Source organism: Erythrobacter sp. NFXS35 (genome assembly GCF_040148725.1).
Classification (GTDB): Bacteria; Pseudomonadota; Alphaproteobacteria; order Sphingomonadales; family Sphingomonadaceae; genus Erythrobacter.
This window is the reverse complement of record NZ_JAGDEB010000007.1, coordinates 1-16,420: the sequence shown is the minus strand read 5'-3', so window position 1 is coordinate 16,420 and position 16,420 is coordinate 1. Positions and strand designations below refer to the sequence as shown.

Below are 16,420 nucleotides of genomic sequence, written 5' to 3'. Positions count from 1 at the left end.
AGCCACGCTCGCACCCAGCTGACCCCATCAAGTGCCGTTATTGAGCACGCAGAGAACACAGGCACCCAAAGGTATCATCCGCTCAGGACCGAGCAGCCAGATCTTGACCCATTAGAGAACACAATCGGGTGGGGAGCGGACCCTACCAATTCTTCAGCATTCCGGACAAAGGCGCATTGGAGGGATGAAGCGTTCGGCGAAATGACCGCTCAGGGCCCGTTCCGTTCGCTTTGCCGTCTTGTTCGCACTCTGGTAGATGTGAACTGTCGGGTGCTGGCGACGGACATCATTATATGCGATTTGGCTTTTGCCACACGATAGCAATCTTTGGCGCACTGGCTGCTCTGCCGGTATGTGCGAACGACGACATTCAAGAACGCTCAATGGCCGCTGTCGATGCCATCGAACAGCGCAATGCGGAGCAGGTTGCGGCGATCATCGCTCCCGACTTCGTCGCCATCGATACGCGCGGAGATTTGCGGGACGGCGAAGAGCTCGTCACGAGCCTGCGCAATTGGCCGTTCGAACGACGTCCCGCTCCACGGCGCAGCTGGACGCAGGTGCAGGTGCAAGAGAGCCAGACCGGGGCCACCTTCGTGGCCCGCTCGCAGGTGGTTGCAGAGGATGACGATGCAAAGGCGATGCACTCCACGCTCTACACCCTGCGCTGGACGCGCGAAGGGGATGATTGGCAGCTCTCCGGATATCAGCGTGTCAGAATGCCGGCGCTACCGGACATCGTCCCCGTGCGGAGCGGCGAATTGACTCTCTAGGCCATGGTCTACCGACCGCAGGGGACCGGACCTTTCCCGGCTGTCGTTTACGGCCACGGCAACGAACCGGATCCGACGTTTCTTTTTGAGAGTGTCGGATTTGCCATAGCCGCCCGCGGATATTATGTCATCGGCGTGCATCGGCGAGGCAGCGCACTTTCGGCCGATCAGGCACCCAACCTGCTTGCCCAGTTGACCGAGATCCGGAAGCGCGACGGTGACGAGCCGCGCGCTCGGTTCGCTGTAGCCCAGTTGGAGGGCCCGCAGCTCGACGACGTTGCGGCGGCGATCGCCATGGCGGCCTCGCATCCCGAGATCGATCCGGAGCGGATTTTCCTGATCGGCAATTCGTTTGGCGGTGTTCTGGCCATGCTGGCAGCCGAGCGCGACCTTGGCCTGAAAGGGGCGGCCGATTTTGCCGGCTCGGCGATGAACTGGGAGCAGTCCGCGATTTTTCGGCAGAGGATGCGAGAGGCCGCGAGGAAAGCACGAATCCCCGTGTTCCTCGGCCAGGCGGCGAACGATTTCAGCACCCAGCCCACAAGCGAATTGGCCGAGGAATTTTCCGCCTCCGGTAAGCCCTACAGGGCGAAGATCTTTCCGGCCTTCGGCATCGGTCCGGTGGACGGACACGGTTTCGGCATCACCGGGGTGGATTATTGGTTCGAGGAAGTCATGGCCTTTCTCGATCCTCCATCCCGCGAACCATGAACTGCGCGTCGGCCATCGTCCGCGCCCGAGCTCTGTCGACTGCAATTTCTTGAGTCGGCTGAGAGTTCGTTTGCTGAAAAACAGGTCCTAGGGAAAAATTGATGAAAGCCGCCACGCCGCTTTCGGGACCGCGCATCGGCCCCGCTCATCTCCAGAAGTGGGTAGAAACCTGCCAACGCGCCGGTTCGGCCGCTTAATTGCTGGGCTACACGCTTGATCATCGCCAAAGGACAGTCCCGGACCGATCTGGATGGAGTTCAGGGATACCGTGTCAGGAAGTCCGATAATTCCCTCGTCCAAAACACCGCGTGGGTATGTGTCCCGTGCCCTCTCGTTTCCTCGCTCGCAGGGATGAGAACGAATTTGGCATTCGGCATCCGCTGAGCCAATTGTTCCGGGCTGCCGAGCCCCGGGGGATTGATAAAATCGTCGGCAGAATTGATCCACAGGACCGGCACCGTGATTTGTTCGAGTCGGGAACTGGGATCGTAATTTCTCGAAGCGGCAAACTGGTAGATAGTGTCATTTGGATCAGCAGGATTGGCGAGTCTTCTGTCCATGGCGTTCCGAAGATATTCGATCGCTTGGGCTCGCGTAGGTGTTTCCGCCTGCAAGCGATAGGGATTGCTGCCCGCCATTATGAGCGCATTTGCGAATATCTGCTGGCCCAGCGCCAGATCGGCAGGATCGCGATAATTCCCGCTCGCATAGTCTGGATCACTTTCAAACCCGTCGATGACCATCTGGCGAAGCATCAGATTTCGGCCGGCAATTTCGATCGCGTTGCAAGCCAATGTTACAAGCCTGCGAGCGAGGCGCGGATGGTCCAATCCCCAGATGAAGCCGTGCATGCAACCCATCGAGGTTCCGACGATCATTTCCAGTTGCCGGACCTGGAGACCTTCGGTCAGCATTCTGTACTGGGCGAGAACCATGTCGTCATAATCATAGCGCGGGAATGCGGCGCGCAGCCCGTCACTGGGTTTTGAACTCTCGCCATGCCCCAGATTGTCCGGCGAGATGATATAATAGCGTTCTATATCGAGCGGTTGGCCCGGGCCAAAGAGTTGGTCGCCAAACGAAGGACGAAGAAGTGACAATCCGCTTCCTCCCGTTCCATGCAAGAGCAACACCGCATTGGATATATTCCCTGCCTCGTCGCGCTGCGGTTTCCCGAGCGTGTAAGCATTCATCGTGACAGAGGACAGGGTTTCACCGTTATGAAAGGTGAAATCGCGCAATTCGAACGTTCGCTGTTCGGCGAGACCAGTCCAGTCTTCGGAAAGTGCAGGGCTGCTGAATAAGATCGTGGCCAATAACGACAAAAGGCAGGCTAGACGCATCCATCATCCCCGGCACAAAGAGATTGGACCAAAGTTGGTGTCCGTTAATTAGCTTACCTCTGCGGCCAAGCCAAGAACCTCCCTCATCGGGTCGGAGCACGAATTTAGGCTTTTGTCACAAATCTCCCCAGAGCAGCCTCTCCGGTGTCCGGCCTACGCCATGCTGCCGGTAATGAACAAAACGGCTGGAGAGCGGATCTCACACCTCTGCCGTGAAGTCAGCTGCTATTTCTCTACGCTTACGCCATTTTGCTCAAAGCAATTGCTCGGGAAACGGCAGACCAGTGCGATGATCAGGACGATCAGAAACAGGACCGCGAGGATTACGAATCCCGTAATCGCGTTTTCCTCGCCGATTAATCCCATCAGCGCAGCGCCAATCGGGCGCCCCATGTTCCCGGCAGCCATGTAAACCGAGAACTGGGCTGCAGCGACCGCAGGAGTGCAAATGCGCATCGCAAGAGCAATCAGGGCAACAGCGAAAAAGAGCGTCACAAGATCGTAGGAGAGAATATACACGATAAGCAGCGCGCTGTTGCCCCATAGAGGACGAGCGATGGTGATCCCTGCGAAGAGTATGATGTAAAGGATTGCGCCGGCGATTAGCGCACGTTGGGGACTAATCAAGTCGACGATCCAACCGAAGACAAACAATGCTGCGAAAGCAGCAGAAAGCTGGGCGATCGACACAAGATTGGTGAACGAGCTCATTTGCCAGCCGGCATCCCGGATTGCGATCAGCGGATGCAGGGTTTCGGTCAGCCCTGCCGGGATTCCGCGCGCGACAAGAATGACAACGAACACCAGACTGACGGGGGCGAGGAGCACGCGAAAAGCATCGCGCAGAAGCGGCCACCACGCCTCCACCTGAATTGCCTCGTTCCGCGGATGGGCGCTGCCGGCCGACCATGGAACGCGCTTCTCTCCCGGTCTCTCGCGGACAGTAATGCCGAATACCAGCGCCACGGATGTGCCAAAAGCAGCGACAGCGAAGGCCGCCGCGCTACCAAAACTTTCAAGCAACAGTCCCCCGGACCAGGTCATGAGGGAAATCCCAACCGTCGCAGACCCGAACATCAGACCTGCTGCTTTGGCCCGCTCGTCGTCCTCCATGATGTCGATAGCCAAGCTGTCGATGCCGACATCCTGAAAGGAGTAGCTGAGCGACGACGCGAACGCGACAGCCGAGAGGATCGCGATGTTTCCACTATCCGGCGAGATGATCGCCCCGATCACGAAAGTGCCGGTCAGCGCCAATTGCGCCCCGATTATCCAGGCGCGCCGGCGCCCCATCGGGAGGTATGTATAACGATCGAGAATAAAGCCCGTCGCGAATTTCAACGTATGCGGAAGTGCGGCTGCTGCGACCACGGAAGCTATCGCTGCAGCAGAAGCGCCACCTGCCGCCAGCCAGGCTGGCAGCGCAAAGTAGAAGAGGCCCTGCGGAATACCTTGAGTAAAATAAAACAGAGCCACAGCGGCCAGCCGGAGAAACTTGTTTTCACTGAGAATGAGCTCCTTCGGGAGCAATTGGTATCGCACACCGGCCACGCTGCCCTCCCTCCGAGGCGCCTATTGATCTTAGATCACGACTGGATCAACGGTTCAAGAACAGGGGTAGGCGGAGCGAAGCTGACCTGAGACATCTGATCATCTGGAATCTGAGCCCATAGCCGAGATCTGGCGCCGAACTCTTCGAAAGGCCTCGTCGAGTAAACGTCGGCTCTGAAGTTTTCGCGGATATTCTTGTCTGCCCAATACCTGATCAGGTTGACGAACTCCCGAACCGCCCTCGCAGATCGGACGACTTGCCCGGAGCGTCCCATTCATGGATAACGGCGCACCCGTTAAACAGGAGGATTTCCATGCGCTTCGCCGCCATCAACATTATCGGCATCGCTCTGGGCACTTCCGCGCTCATCGCCGCGCCGCTTGCCGGGCAGACGCCTGACCCGGCTCAGCAGATGCCGCCTATCGAAGAGCAGATCGGCGCGGGCGGAAGGCCGGTCGGTGCGAAATGGTCGCGCAGCCCCGTCAAAGCCCAGCATGGGATGGCCGCGACCGAGCACCCACTGGCGACGCAGGTCGCGCTCGACATTCTCAAGGCGGGCGGCAGCGCGGTCGATGCAGCGATCGCGGCCAATGCGGCAACCGGGCTGATGCATCCGACCGGCAACGGCATCGGCGGCGACCTCTTCGCGATCATCTACGACCCCACCACGGACAAGCTCTACGGCATCAACGGGTCCGGTCGGAGCCCGAAGAACCAGACCCTGGCGCAGTTGCGCGAAAAGCTAGGCGATGCGGAGGCCCTGCCGCCGATCGGTCCGCTGCCGATCACGATACCCGGCACGGTAGATGCCTGGTTCGCGATGCACGAGCAATTCGGCAAGTTGCCGATGGCGACTAACCTCGCGCCTACCGTGCGCTATGCCCGCGAAGGCCATCCGGTGGCGCCGGTGGTGGCGATGTATCTCGACCGTGCGCTGCGCGTCTATTCTGCGCGCGAGGACCAGTTCGACTTCGCCAATGCACGCAAGGTGTGGTTTACCGATGGCAGCGCGCCCGAAGCCGGCGAGATCTTCCGCAACCCCGACCTCGCCGCCACGCTCGAGACGATCGGGCGCGACGGCCGCGACGCATTCTACGACGGCGCGCTGACCGATGTCATGGTGGACTACCTCCAGAGGCAAGGCAGCGCCTTCACCCGCGAGGATTTTGCATCCCACACCAGCGAGTGGGTTGATCCAGCCTGCGCCACCTATCGTGATAGCTACGAATTGTGCGAGCTCCCGCCGAACAGCCAAGGATTCGCCGCGCTGCAGATGGTCAATATCCTCAAAAACGTCGACATCGCGCAGTGGGAACGCGGGAGCCCCGAGGCGCTGCACTACATGATCGAGGCCAAGCGCCTCGCTTACGAGGACGTGGCGCGTTTCTACGCCGATCCGGATTTCGCCGCCCTCCCGAAGGACCTGCTGAGCGAGGAATACGGGCGCACGCGCTTCGCGATGATCGATCCCGCGCGCGCCAACCCCAGCCTCGCGCCGGGCGAGCCCAAGCTCGAGGGCGAAGGCGACACCACCTATCTCACGGTGGTCGACGGGAACGGCATGATGGTCAGCCTGATCCAGTCGAACTATCGCGGCATGGGCGGCGGGCTGGTGCCCGATGGCCTTGGCTTCATGTTCCAGGATCGCGGCGAACTCTTCAGCCTCGATCCCGAACACCCCAATGCCTATGCGCCCGGCAAGCGACCCTTCCACACCATCATCCCCGCCTTCGTGAAGAAGGACGGCGAGCCTTACATGACGCTCGGCCTGATGGGCGGCGGGATGCAGCCGCAGGGGCACGTCCAGGTGCTCGTCAATATCGTTGACTACGGCATGAACCTGCAGGAAGCCGGCGATGCTGCGCGCTTCAACCACGATGGCGGACCGCAGCCGACCGAGGGGCTCGGCGGCCCCGTCGCCGACCCAATGGGCACGCTGTTCGTAGAGCCGGGTATTCCAGCCACGACGATCGAGCGCCTGCGCGCCATGGGCCACAGGGTGGAGGTCGTGAGCGACGGCATCATGTTCGGCGGCTACGAGGCGATCGCCCGCGACTCCGAAACCGGCGTCCTCACCGGCGCGACCGAGATGCGAAAGGATGGCCAGGCCAGCGGGTACTGAGAAGCGCGATCAACTCGCCGACGTCGTGCAATTCCTTCTCGGCACAATCGACCGTTTATTAGGGAAACTACGACGAAACGACTGGCACCCCCGGCCGCAGACTTCCGCTTCGGGATCGATTTCAGAATGCCGACTCTTTGGAACATAACCCGCAATAGCCACCATTCCCGGCCCGAGTTGGGCAGTGTCGGCTGCCCGACCCAGGGTGGTCGTTCACGGTCTCCAGATTGAACGTCTGCGTCCGCCGAAGGCCGCCAGGCAGGCTTCGCGGTCGCGGATCGGCCCCGCTCGTGGGCGGGAGGCGGACATTTCTGCAGCCCGTGCAAGCAGATTCTTCTTTTGACGTTGAGATGACGGATGTTCCAAAATAACCTTTGACGATAGCCGACTCCATCAATCTGTCGAGATACGCAAAGATGAAAACCTTCCTTCTGCTCATTGCATCGGCCGCCACGCTTCTAGCCGGCCAGCTACGTGCCGAAACAGTCTACGACCTCGCCATTGTGGACGCCTCAATAGTCGATGTTCAAACGGGAGAAGTCTCAGTCAATCGAACCATCCTCCTCGAGGGTGATCGCATTGCTGCGATAGTGCCATCGGATTCCAACTTTAGTTCCCGCCAGCAATTTCGAGCTACCGGCCGCTATGTAATTCCCGGCCTGTGGGACATGCACATCCACATACGAGGTGGAGACGAGTTGATTGCTGCCAACGCTGCTTGGCTTCCCCAATATCTCAGCCACGGGGTGACGGCCGTGCGCGACGGAGGTGGTGACCTGCCGGATGTGGTCGCTCGGTGGCGTGACGAGATCGACCGGGGGGAACGGATCGGACCTAGAATTTACACTTCATTACAGAAGATCGACGGGCCCGGCTCCTCCTGGCCCGGCTCGATCGAGATCAGCTCAGTGGAGGAAGTCGGCGCCGCGCTAGACAATTTGGAGAGCCGGAACGCCGATTTCATCAAGCTCTACGACAGTACGATCTCGCATGAGGTTTACCTGGCTACGCTCGAGGAAGCGGAGCGCAGAGGACTGAGGACCTCGGGCCATCTGCCGATGGCGGTCACCATCGAACAGGCCATTGGCGCTGGGATCGATGCAATCGAACATGAGGTTTATCTGGCGCGTGCCGCGTCGACCAGGGATCATGGCTTTGCCCGCCGTGCAGCTGAAGGCGAGCCGCTTTCGGTCTACGGTCTCGCCAACGAGTTGATCGACAGTGCAGACGATCAGCACAGGGACAGGCAGTTCGCCATGATGAAGGCGAACAATGTCGCGATAGTGTCAACCATCCTGTTTGGCCGCATGCTCGACCGAGAGACGGACTGGACTGTTTTCGAACAATCCGAAGGTCTGACAAACACCCCGGAACGGATGCGCGAGACCTTTGCAGAACGCGTCGCAGGAGCACAAGCGAGGACACCCCAACAGATCGCGACGGATACCCTTCTATCGGGCCACAATCGCCGCCTTTTGGCGGATGCAGTCGAACGCGGGGTCACGGTTCTCGCAGGCACGGATACCGGGGCCGTCAATTCCTTTCTTTTCCCAGGAGACTCATTGCATCGCGAACTGGAGGACTTGGTAGCTATCGGTGTCACACCCTTGCAGGCACTCAGATCGACGACAACAGAAGCTGCAGCATGGCTGGACGAGAGCGAAGATTACGGCACGCTTGAAGTCGGCAAGGTGGCAGATTTCGTCGTGCTGCAGTCGAATCCACTGGAGAACATCTCGAACACTCGCGCCATTGAGGCGGTTGTTCAGAATGGCCGCCTTTTCACTAGGGGCGAATTGCAAGACTTGCGCGAATTAAATCAGTAACCGATACCCGCATCCCGCGTGAAGCTTTGCTGAGCCCGATGTTCGCCTTGGGGTCCTTTCCTGATGGGTAGGCCTTAAGCGCCGATTGTAGGATGCCGCCGTTCGGCTCGCCACTGACGTGCGGCCGCCCTCGGCCCAAAGCCCAGTCGCTCCTGGCCACAGAGTTGAATGTCGGGTTGCGACCCAGACCCGGTCGCTAGGATCAGTAGCGTTGAACGTCAGTCCTAGCCGAAAGCGGCCAATCGCGTTGGGCGAAGCGAGCCATCGGCAATGCGCCCCATTATCGGTCCTCCGATCCCAGCCGCCCCGCACCCAAGTGGTCATTCATTGATGTCGTGGCTTATTACGCGTATGTCATTGTCGATTGCGAACTGGACGAGCGTTAACATCTGTTCTCAGAAGCCAGGGGCTCCCGACCGGTGGGTTGTTGGAGCCGGTCCGCGATCTGATCAACTTTGCGTATCGCGACTACATCGCCGAGGCGGCGAGCATGGGGGTTCAGCCATGAAGCCGTTCCGATGGAAGAATTGCTTCGCCGACGTGCAGGCCAGCAAGCACGACATGACCATTGCAGCCTATTTTCAGGACGTGATTGTGCCGGCGCTCGCCACGCTTGAAGCCAAGATCGACGAGCTGGAGAACAGTGACTGGCCCGGTGCGGTCTTCGCAAAGGCCGATATGGAGGAGGTTCGTCTCGAAACGATGCGCGCCTTTGGCCTGTCCATCCAGTCGATCTGGGAGCGTCAGCTACGCAGTTATCTCCTGGGCTGCGCGAAGGATCTTAGACCGGGCGAGCCCTTCGCCACCAAGATCGAGAAGGCGAACTGGAAAGAGCTGCAGAAGCTGTTTCGCGGCCTGCGAGGCATTGGCCTCGATGCGTTTCCGAGTTTCGAGGTGCTCGATGCGCTTCAACATCTCGGCAACGCCTGTCGACACGGCGATGGCGATTCCACAGCCGAGCTGGCGCGGCGTTACCCGGACTTCTGGCCTATCATCCCACCGATGCCGCCGGGCTTCGGAGCATCGCTGCCAAGCCCGCCCCGCGTGGCGCAGATGCGGATTCCGCTGCAGTGCCTTCACGAGTTCGTCGCCGCGATCGCGAGATTCTGGCGCGATGCCGAATATATCTACAATGAGAGCATTGAGCGGAAAGACCCTGGGCTTGAGGCTCGCCTCGTGCGCGAACGTGCCGAGCGCGAATGGCTACCGCTGGCAACGGCGGACAGCAACTGATGGGGGCCAGCCCAGCCTTGATCAGCGCGGTCGAAGCGCTGTGGCGCGTACCGCGCCCCGGACCGAATAACCTCCTGGCCGCTCCCGCCTTCACCGCGGTGAGTGACGTTTGCCGCGCCGACTATGGCGGCGACAAGCCGGTCTTTGCGCTGAGCACGGCCATCCGCTCGCTCGGCGTTCCCTGTTGGCTACCCGCCGGCCATGCCAGCCTGTCGGTCGATCCGCGGAGCGCCGCCAATGCGATCGACCATGCTTTCACGCGACGGACGATTACACGGCGGCATTTGTGCCCGCTTGATCTCGCCGACGATCTTCCGCCGCTTGCCTTCGGCCAGGCCCGGCTTGCCCTATTCAGCGCGGACGAGTTGTCGCAGATGTTCGACGCGGAACGCCTGGCACGCAATTTCCCGACCCAGCCGATTGACGCAAAACGCCTCGCGCAATTCCAATGGCTGGTGATCGAAGAGAGCCTCGCGGTGAACGGTGGAGCTGAAGCGCGGGCGGCACCCTTTATGTACATGGCGATGAACCGCGACTTCGGCGAAATCTACCCGCATCTTGGCCGCTTTCCACCGCCGGTCGAGGCGGCGCTATTCTTCCTACTGCTTGCCCCCTGGGAGCAATGGTCGACGATGCAGGAGGTCGATTGGCGCGGCTTTCGCGTCCCTTGGATCTACACGCTCAACGATGACCTGTTCGTCCGGCCGTCGCCGCCGCCCAATCCCGACGGCCTCACGCTCGAGCCGTGGATAGTAGAGGATCATTGGGGCGAGCAGGTCGAACTCGAGCGACCGACGGTGCTGCCATTGGATGACGAAGCCAAGGCGGGGTTCGCGTTGTTCACCGATGCCGCGTGGCGGGAGCTTGAGGCGGCCCGATCGACGAACCTGTTCGAAACGCCGATCGCCCATTTTCTGGTTCGCGCCTTTTTGGCCGACGGCATGGATGAAGTGATGGCCCATATGACCGCAATCGAAGCGGCGATGGGGCTAGAGATGGATCACAAGAAATCGATGCGGTCGAAGCCCGATAAGCATAAAGGCCGCTCGGCTACTGACCGCGTTGCCGCCCGGATCGCCGCGCTCCTGAACGATCCAAACGCTGTTCGCGACTATCGCCACCTGTTCGAGCTGCGCAGCACTTTCGTCCATGGGCGCGCCGGCATTCAGAAGGTGTCAACCGCCGAGCGGGTGTTGGCGCGCGGCCTCGCGCGCGGTGTCGCGCGCGGACTGGTCGGGGCCGCCGCGTCACCTGTGCGTTCCCGCGAAGAAGCCTTAGCCGACCTGCTCAATCGGGGCGTGCAGTATCTTTGAGGCGGCGGCGATTTCGTCGAACTGACGTGCGAAACGACCTCTAAATTGCAAGGCTCTTCGATCATATTGAGGACATGGACACGCTCGAACCCCTCGAAACCTTCGTGCTCGACGAAGCCGCCATCGCGAACTTCGTGAAGCTGCAGCGGACCTTCAACGGCTGGAAGCAGGATATGCTCGCCGCCGAGGCTGGCGTGTCGCTGGCGACGGTGTCGCGGGTCGAGCGTGGTCTGAAGGTGCGGCCGGCGCAGCTGCGCAAGCTCGCGCGCGCCTTGGGCAAGTCCGAGGACGAGTTTCTGCGCGTGCGTGTTCGCCCCACTCCTGAGGAGGCCGCCGCTAACTTCGTCGAAATGTTCGCCTGGACCGAGGGCCGCGTGCCCGTCGCGGTCGCGCCGTTAAGGACCGAGCTTCAGCTGCGGACGATGCTCGCCACCTTCAGCCTGCTGCTCGATTCCGATCTTGACGACGACGCAGCCGGCGACGTCGCCGAGCTTCGCGAGTGGTTCGGTCTGGCGAGCTTCGTCCAGGCCGAGCGCGAGGGCGTGATCGGCCCGAAGCCCGATCGCGATTTCCGCGTGCGTCGGCTGTGGCGCGATGTGCTCGATTGTGTCGAGCGGCTCGAACGCAGCCATGCCGCGGTCGTGCTCACCGGAACCTATGCTGCCGAGCCGCTGATGGGCGGCGAGCCGATCATGATCGCCATCATCGCGATCCGCTCACGCCGCCGCAATCCCGCAGCGAGCACGATCACGACGTTGTGGGCGGACGCCAAGGTCGACGAGCGGCAGATGGTCGCCGACTATTTCGAGGGGCTCGATTGATGGCTGGGACGAGCAAGCCTCTCGATCGCTTCACGGGGGCATTTCTGGAAGAACTGGGGCGCTGGTCGGCCCGGCTGGTGATCGCGGCGGTGATCGCACTCGGGAGCGGCTTTATCGTCCTCCCGAACTGATCAGGCTTGGTCGCCTTCGATTTGCTTCGCGTCCTTCTCGGCCCGGTAGGCTTCGACCCGTCCCTTTGTTGCCGCGTCGATCATCGCCAGCTGTTCGCGCGCGGCGTCGAGGCGAGCCTCGTCCATCGGCTCCGTCATGATGTGTGCGTATCGCTGATCAAGCGCTCCAAGAACGCCATCGAACGAAAAGTCGTTCTGACGGGCGCGGCGAAACACCCATTGCATCATGCGCCACGAGTCTGCGCCGATCTCCTTTTCGCGATGAAGCCGGTTGAATAGCCACATGATAACGTCGGTGATCTGGATGCCCGGACTGGCTTCGGCGGTCGATATCTCGAAGGTGCTGCCGCCGGCGCGCTGTGCTTTGAACATCTCGCCCATCATCAGCGGCACACGCTCCGGCGACGCATTGGCGTAGAGATCATGCCACCAGCGAAGCGCGGCCTCGAACTCGCTCTGTCGGTCGTGCCGGATTCGCCGGACCGGCCGTCGCCAGGCCTGCGACTGCACCTCCACGCCGTCCATCAGATTGCCGAACCCGACGAGGTTGGGAAGATGGCCTTGGCGAGCGATGCGGCCGTCAGAATGGAAGTAGATTGCTTCAGGGTTTTCCCGAGCCCATTCGATGGCGGGGCCTATGCGCTCGACGAAGCCCTTATCCTGGACACCAGGTAGAAGCGCCAGAACATCATCGCAAAATTGGATCATGCCGCCGCGGGCGCGATCGGGGTTGGTCTCCATCATCGACGCCCAGAAGTCTCGCGCCATGTCCTCGGTTACGATCTCGGCGAACTTGACCGCGAACGTGATCCTGAGCGGGCGCATGAGATAGATATGCGGCGACGCGGCGCGGTTCTCGCCAGGGTCGAACAGCAGATCGAACATCTTGGTGGCGACGATATACCGCTTCTCGACCCGTGAGATGTAGAAGCGCGGATCAGCGCGTTGCAGTAGCTTATGGAGCGGACGGGCAATCTCCTCAATCCGCGCCACCCCGAGCTTGGCAGCGTGGAGCTGGGTATCACCGACGGCGCGCGCGAGGTTGGCGATCGGCTTGGTGTAGATGGCGTCGAAATCGGTGCGCGTCATCAGAGCAACCGTCAGGAAGATCGGCTGCGCCTCATCAAAGAGATGGGCACCGGTATTGCCGGATTCGTCTACGAACACATACATCCCGATTCCATATCCGTTTCTCCGAAAGCGAACCAGTGAGGGCGGCCAATCAAGGAGATGATATCGTTGGCCACATTTAGTACCATGCCAGCGTAGCCTTCGGTGAGCGTCAGGTTTTGGCGATGTTCCTGCCGTTAGACCCGTCGTGCGGCAACGGCAGGATTGTCCTAATCCCAGCCATTCCCGTCCGGCAATTAAGTGCGCTTGGTGCGCCATGCGGGGCAGCCTTCGATCCCTACACTAGGAATACGATGTCTGTCTCAGAAAGTGTCCGGTGAGCGATCCCTTCCGGACAAGCCGCAACAAGGCAACATCGCTGTTGCGAGGGGCAGGCGCACTGGCAGCAACGTATCGTTGAGACGCTTTTCGACGATAGCGACATACAGGCCTTTATGTGGCCCATCTGATCGTTTGTGCCTCAATTTGCATTGTGTTGAATTTCAGGAGCACTCTGGCTAGAGTATGCCCCACGGCCAACACATTAGGAGTCGGAGCCCGCATGACAGTCCAAGTCAACATCACGCCCAATGGCCGGATGAGCCTCCCGGCTGACATCCGCAAGCGGCTCGGGCTCGTCGGCGGCGGCGCAGTCTATCTGGATGAGACGCCGGATGGCCTCGTGCTGCGAACGGCCGCACAGGCCGTGGCCCGCGCTCAGGCTTTGGCGAAGCAGTACACTGAAGGAAACCCGGAAGCGTCAGTCGCGGCTTTCCTGGCCAAGCGCCGCGAGGACAGCGGAGAGTGAGCGAGATCGTACTGGACGCCTCCGCCCTCATCGCCATGCTGAAGGGAGAGAAGGGTGCCGACAAAGTCGCCGCAGCCATAGCAGACGCCCGGATATGCACGATCAACTACGCCGAGGTGGTCACCCACTTCATCCATCTTGGCATGCCTGAGCGTGAGGTCGACGCGATGCTCGATCCACTGCCAATGACCATTGTGCCGACCGACAAGGCGCTGGCGCAAATGGCCGGGCGTTTGCGCGCCGTCACAGCTGGTCACAGGCTATCGCTTGGCGACCGCTTCTGCCTTGCGCTGGCGCAGCGTGACGGTCTTCCGGCATGGACCAGTGATCAGAGCTGGAAGGCGGCCGCCGATGCCGCCAAAACCAACGTCGTCGCTATTCGATGATGCGCAGAGGCGAGGGCAGGGCGTTCGCCATTCTACTGGAGTTCCACCGCCATGATCCTGCTTGGCAGCTTCAACGGATTTCTCGCCGGAAGCCGCCGTTCTGCAATCGACACCATATCGGACACCGCCGTTTGTTGAGACTTTGAGCCGGTCTAAGGGGATGAAGCGCCTGCTGATAACCGGCCTTGCTGCTTCAGGCGGCGACGAATTCGGCTTAAGGCGACGGGGGTGACCCGCAGGTATGCAGCGATTTCCTGCTGCTCAAGGCGAGCGGTCAGCGCGGTCTCACCTTCGACGAAAGCGAGATACCGCTCCTCAGCGGCGCGACACAGCAAGTCCTCTTCGCGCTGACGCTTGCGCTCGAACAGCCAGGCCTGGAATTGGCCTAACGCGCCCACAAGAGCAGCATCCTCACCCAATTGTCCGGCAAGCCATGTCAGGCGCATTGTTCCAAGGCAGCAGTCCTCGATAGCTCGTGCGCCGAATTGCATGATCGGTGCCTCGATCGACGTCGGGCCGAACACGCCATGATCGGCGATGTAGCTTTTGGTCCATTCCTCGCCGTTGGCGACCGGATAGTAGAGTTTGACGAGGCCTGCTGTGAGGATGAATACTGGGACGTTTTCGGCCTGAGGCTGAAATACCTCCGATCCGGCTGCGACACGCCGCTCACGCCATTCCCCGAGCTTGCGTGCGCGCACTTCAAGCATGGCGGCAAAGCGGCTGGCGGGATTTTCGTTAGTCACTGAACCTCGGTCAATTGCTCAACCCTTCGTTTGGGTCATCAGCAGTGCATACTGAAGAAGGATTACACGCAATGCAGTTTCGTGGGCGGACAATTTGTATCACAGGTGGCAGCCGCGGAATTGGGCGCGCATTGTGTCATGAATTTGCGCAGCTTGGCGCAGCAGCGATCGTTGTCGCGGGCAGAAGCAGGGGCGACCTGCCCGACATGATCGGCAGCACTTTGGTAAATTTCATCAGCGTTGATCTTGCCGAACCTGATGGTGCCAGGATGCTGGCCCATGTGCTGATCGCTGAGCATCCGGACTGTTCGGTTCTGGTCAACAACGCGGGCCAGCAAGTGCTGGGTGATTGTGTCGCGCCCGATGCCGAAGAAATCGCCTCGGCCTTTGAAAGCGAGATACAGCTCAATTTCACCTCGCCGGTGCTGCTTGGCCTGTATCTGATGCCGCTGCTGCTGCGGCACCGCCACGCGGCAATCTGCAACATCACATCCGGTCTGGCCCTTGCACCCAAACAGTCGTCTCCGGTTTACTGCGCCACCAAGGCAGGGCTCGGCAGCTACACCCGGGCCCTGCGGTATCAGGCGGGCAGCCGGGCAGCCAATCTGAAAATCTTCGAAGCGCTTCCGCCGCTGGTCGATACGGACATGACGCGGGGGCGAGGCAGAGGCAAGATCACGCCAGAAGATTGCGCAAGGCAGATCGTGCAGGGCATGCAGCGCGATCGGCCCATAATCGATGTCGGCAAAACGCGCCTGCTGCGTGCCATCATGCGCGTTTCGCCTCGGCTGGGTTATGGCATCATGCGCAATGGATAAGGCGCGCCGTTTGCCGTTGCGTATTCGACTGATCCAATGGTCGGCGCGCCATGTTGATCGCCCTTGGCTACCGCCGGTCGTCGCAGGCTTTCCTGCCGCCGACTTCTTCGTGCCAGTCATGCCGAACCAACTGCTGCTGACCGGCTTGTCGGCTCTTGCTCCCCACCGCTGGCCGATCTTCGCATTGGCCTTCGCGGCAGGCACCGCTTCAGGCGGAATGGTGATGGCTTACGCGGTGCAGTTTGTCGATGTTGCACCGGCCGGTCTTGCTGGAACCGACGAAGCGGCCGATGCAGTGGCGGAGATTACTAGGTACCTTCGCCTCCACGGGCTGTGGTATCTTGCGGCAATTGCGCTTCTGCCGTGGACCCCGCGACTGACGGTCGTGGCCTGTGCCGTAGTTGGAATCCACCCGCTCGCTATTCTCGTCACGCTTTTCTTTGCAAGGCTTGTTCCCAGCGCGGCTCTGGGAATGTCAGGCGCCTTTGGGCTGCAACTGGCGATGCGATCGGTCTTGCTACAGCGGTTGTCCGTTCGATTGCGTGAACTGCTGCGAGCTTGAGAAGCTGTGCGGTCGATTGTTGATGGCAGATTTCCATTCGATTGTGTTCTCTAATGGGTCAAGATCTGGCTGCTCGGTCCTGAGCGGATGATACCTTTGGGTGCCTGTGTTCTCTGCGTGCTCAATAACGGCACTTGATGGGGTCAGCTGGGTGCGAGCGTGGCT

Annotated in this window: 16 protein-coding genes; 12 read left to right on the top strand and 4 right to left on the bottom strand. The window is 60.7% G+C overall.

Going from position 1 to position 16,420, the window contains the following annotated elements; translation table 11 throughout:
* Window positions 1-383 precede the first annotated feature (383 nt).
* Window positions 384-773: a nuclear transport factor 2 family protein gene (locus J3454_RS16135; RefSeq protein WP_349514806.1), complete on the top strand. Its 390-nt coding sequence runs from the start codon at window positions 384-386 to the stop codon at window positions 771-773.
* Window positions 774-776: 3 nt separating this feature from the next.
* Window positions 777-1,484: a dienelactone hydrolase family protein gene (locus J3454_RS16130; protein WP_349514805.1), complete on the top strand. Its 708-nt coding sequence runs from the start codon at window positions 777-779 to the stop codon at window positions 1,482-1,484.
* A 257-nt stretch (window positions 1,485-1,741) separates the two neighbouring features.
* Here the strand turns inward: J3454_RS16130 and J3454_RS16125 are convergent, their stop codons facing one another.
* On the bottom strand, window positions 1,742-2,827 hold the full coding sequence (locus J3454_RS16125) for an alpha/beta fold hydrolase (protein ID WP_349514804.1): 1,086 nt from the start codon (window positions 2,825-2,827) through the stop codon (window positions 1,742-1,744).
* Between the two features lie 225 nt (window positions 2,828-3,052).
* The gene (locus J3454_RS16120) at window positions 3,053-4,378 is read right to left on the bottom strand and encodes an MFS transporter (protein WP_349514803.1); all 1,326 of its coding nucleotides are present in this window, start codon (window positions 4,376-4,378) and stop codon (window positions 3,053-3,055) included.
* A gap of 314 nt (window positions 4,379-4,692) precedes the next feature.
* On the opposite strand from J3454_RS16120, the gene J3454_RS16115 reads away from it, so the two are divergent.
* The 6 genes from J3454_RS16115 (at window position 4,693) to J3454_RS16090 (ending at window position 11,825) form a co-directional block, all read left to right on the top strand.
* Window positions 4,693-6,501, top strand: a complete 1,809-nt coding sequence (locus J3454_RS16115; protein ID WP_349514802.1) for a gamma-glutamyltransferase family protein — start codon at window positions 4,693-4,695, stop codon at window positions 6,499-6,501.
* A 416-nt stretch (window positions 6,502-6,917) separates the two neighbouring features.
* Window positions 6,918-8,327 carry an amidohydrolase family protein gene (locus tag J3454_RS16110; RefSeq protein WP_349514801.1) on the top strand — a complete coding sequence of 470 codons (1,410 nt, stop codon included), beginning with the start codon at window positions 6,918-6,920 and terminating at the stop codon, window positions 8,325-8,327.
* Between the two features lie 504 nt (window positions 8,328-8,831).
* The gene (locus tag J3454_RS16105; RefSeq protein WP_349514800.1) at window positions 8,832-9,560 is read left to right on the top strand and encodes a hypothetical protein; all 729 of its coding nucleotides are present in this window, start codon (window positions 8,832-8,834) and stop codon (window positions 9,558-9,560) included.
* On the top strand, window positions 9,527-10,873 hold the full coding sequence (locus J3454_RS16100) for a hypothetical protein (protein ID WP_349514799.1): 1,347 nt from the start codon (window positions 9,527-9,529) through the stop codon (window positions 10,871-10,873). The genes J3454_RS16105 and J3454_RS16100 overlap by 34 nt, the downstream gene beginning before the upstream one ends.
* Before the next feature lie 74 nt (window positions 10,874-10,947).
* Entirely contained in the window at window positions 10,948-11,694 is a 747-nt protein-coding gene (locus J3454_RS16095; RefSeq protein WP_349514798.1) for a helix-turn-helix domain-containing protein, read from the top strand.
* The gene (locus J3454_RS16090; protein ID WP_269135518.1) at window positions 11,694-11,825 is read left to right on the top strand and encodes a hypothetical protein; all 132 of its coding nucleotides are present in this window, start codon (window positions 11,694-11,696) and stop codon (window positions 11,823-11,825) included. Before J3454_RS16095 ends, J3454_RS16090 begins: the two co-directional genes overlap by 1 nt.
* Here J3454_RS16090 and J3454_RS16085 read toward each other — a convergent pair whose 3' ends face one another.
* Window positions 11,826-12,998 (bottom strand): DUF3800 domain-containing protein, encoded by a 1,173-nt coding sequence (locus tag J3454_RS16085; protein WP_349514797.1) that lies wholly within the window; start codon window positions 12,996-12,998, stop codon window positions 11,826-11,828.
* Window positions 12,999-13,497: 499 nt separating this feature from the next.
* On the opposite strand from J3454_RS16085, the gene J3454_RS16080 reads away from it, so the two are divergent.
* Window positions 13,498-13,743, top strand: a complete 246-nt coding sequence (locus tag J3454_RS16080; RefSeq protein WP_349514796.1) for an AbrB/MazE/SpoVT family DNA-binding domain-containing protein — start codon at window positions 13,498-13,500, stop codon at window positions 13,741-13,743.
* Entirely contained in the window at window positions 13,740-14,129 is a 390-nt protein-coding gene (locus J3454_RS16075) for a type II toxin-antitoxin system VapC family toxin (RefSeq protein WP_349514795.1), read from the top strand. The genes J3454_RS16080 and J3454_RS16075 overlap by 4 nt, the downstream gene beginning before the upstream one ends.
* Window positions 14,130-14,281: 152 nt before the next feature.
* On the opposite strand, the gene J3454_RS16070 is transcribed toward J3454_RS16075, so the two are convergent.
* Window positions 14,282-14,875 carry a Crp/Fnr family transcriptional regulator gene (locus J3454_RS16070; RefSeq protein ID WP_349514794.1) on the bottom strand — a complete coding sequence of 198 codons (594 nt, stop codon included), beginning with the start codon at window positions 14,873-14,875 and terminating at the stop codon, window positions 14,282-14,284.
* A gap of 14 nt (window positions 14,876-14,889) precedes the next feature.
* Between J3454_RS16070 and J3454_RS16065 the strand changes: the two genes are divergently transcribed.
* On the top strand, window positions 14,890-15,693 hold the full coding sequence (locus J3454_RS16065) for an SDR family NAD(P)-dependent oxidoreductase (RefSeq protein ID WP_349514793.1): 804 nt from the start codon (window positions 14,890-14,892) through the stop codon (window positions 15,691-15,693).
* Window positions 15,686-16,255 (top strand): hypothetical protein, encoded by a 570-nt coding sequence (locus J3454_RS16060; protein ID WP_349514792.1) that lies wholly within the window; start codon window positions 15,686-15,688, stop codon window positions 16,253-16,255. The genes J3454_RS16065 and J3454_RS16060 overlap by 8 nt, the downstream gene beginning before the upstream one ends.
* Window positions 16,256-16,420: the final 165 nt, after the last annotated feature.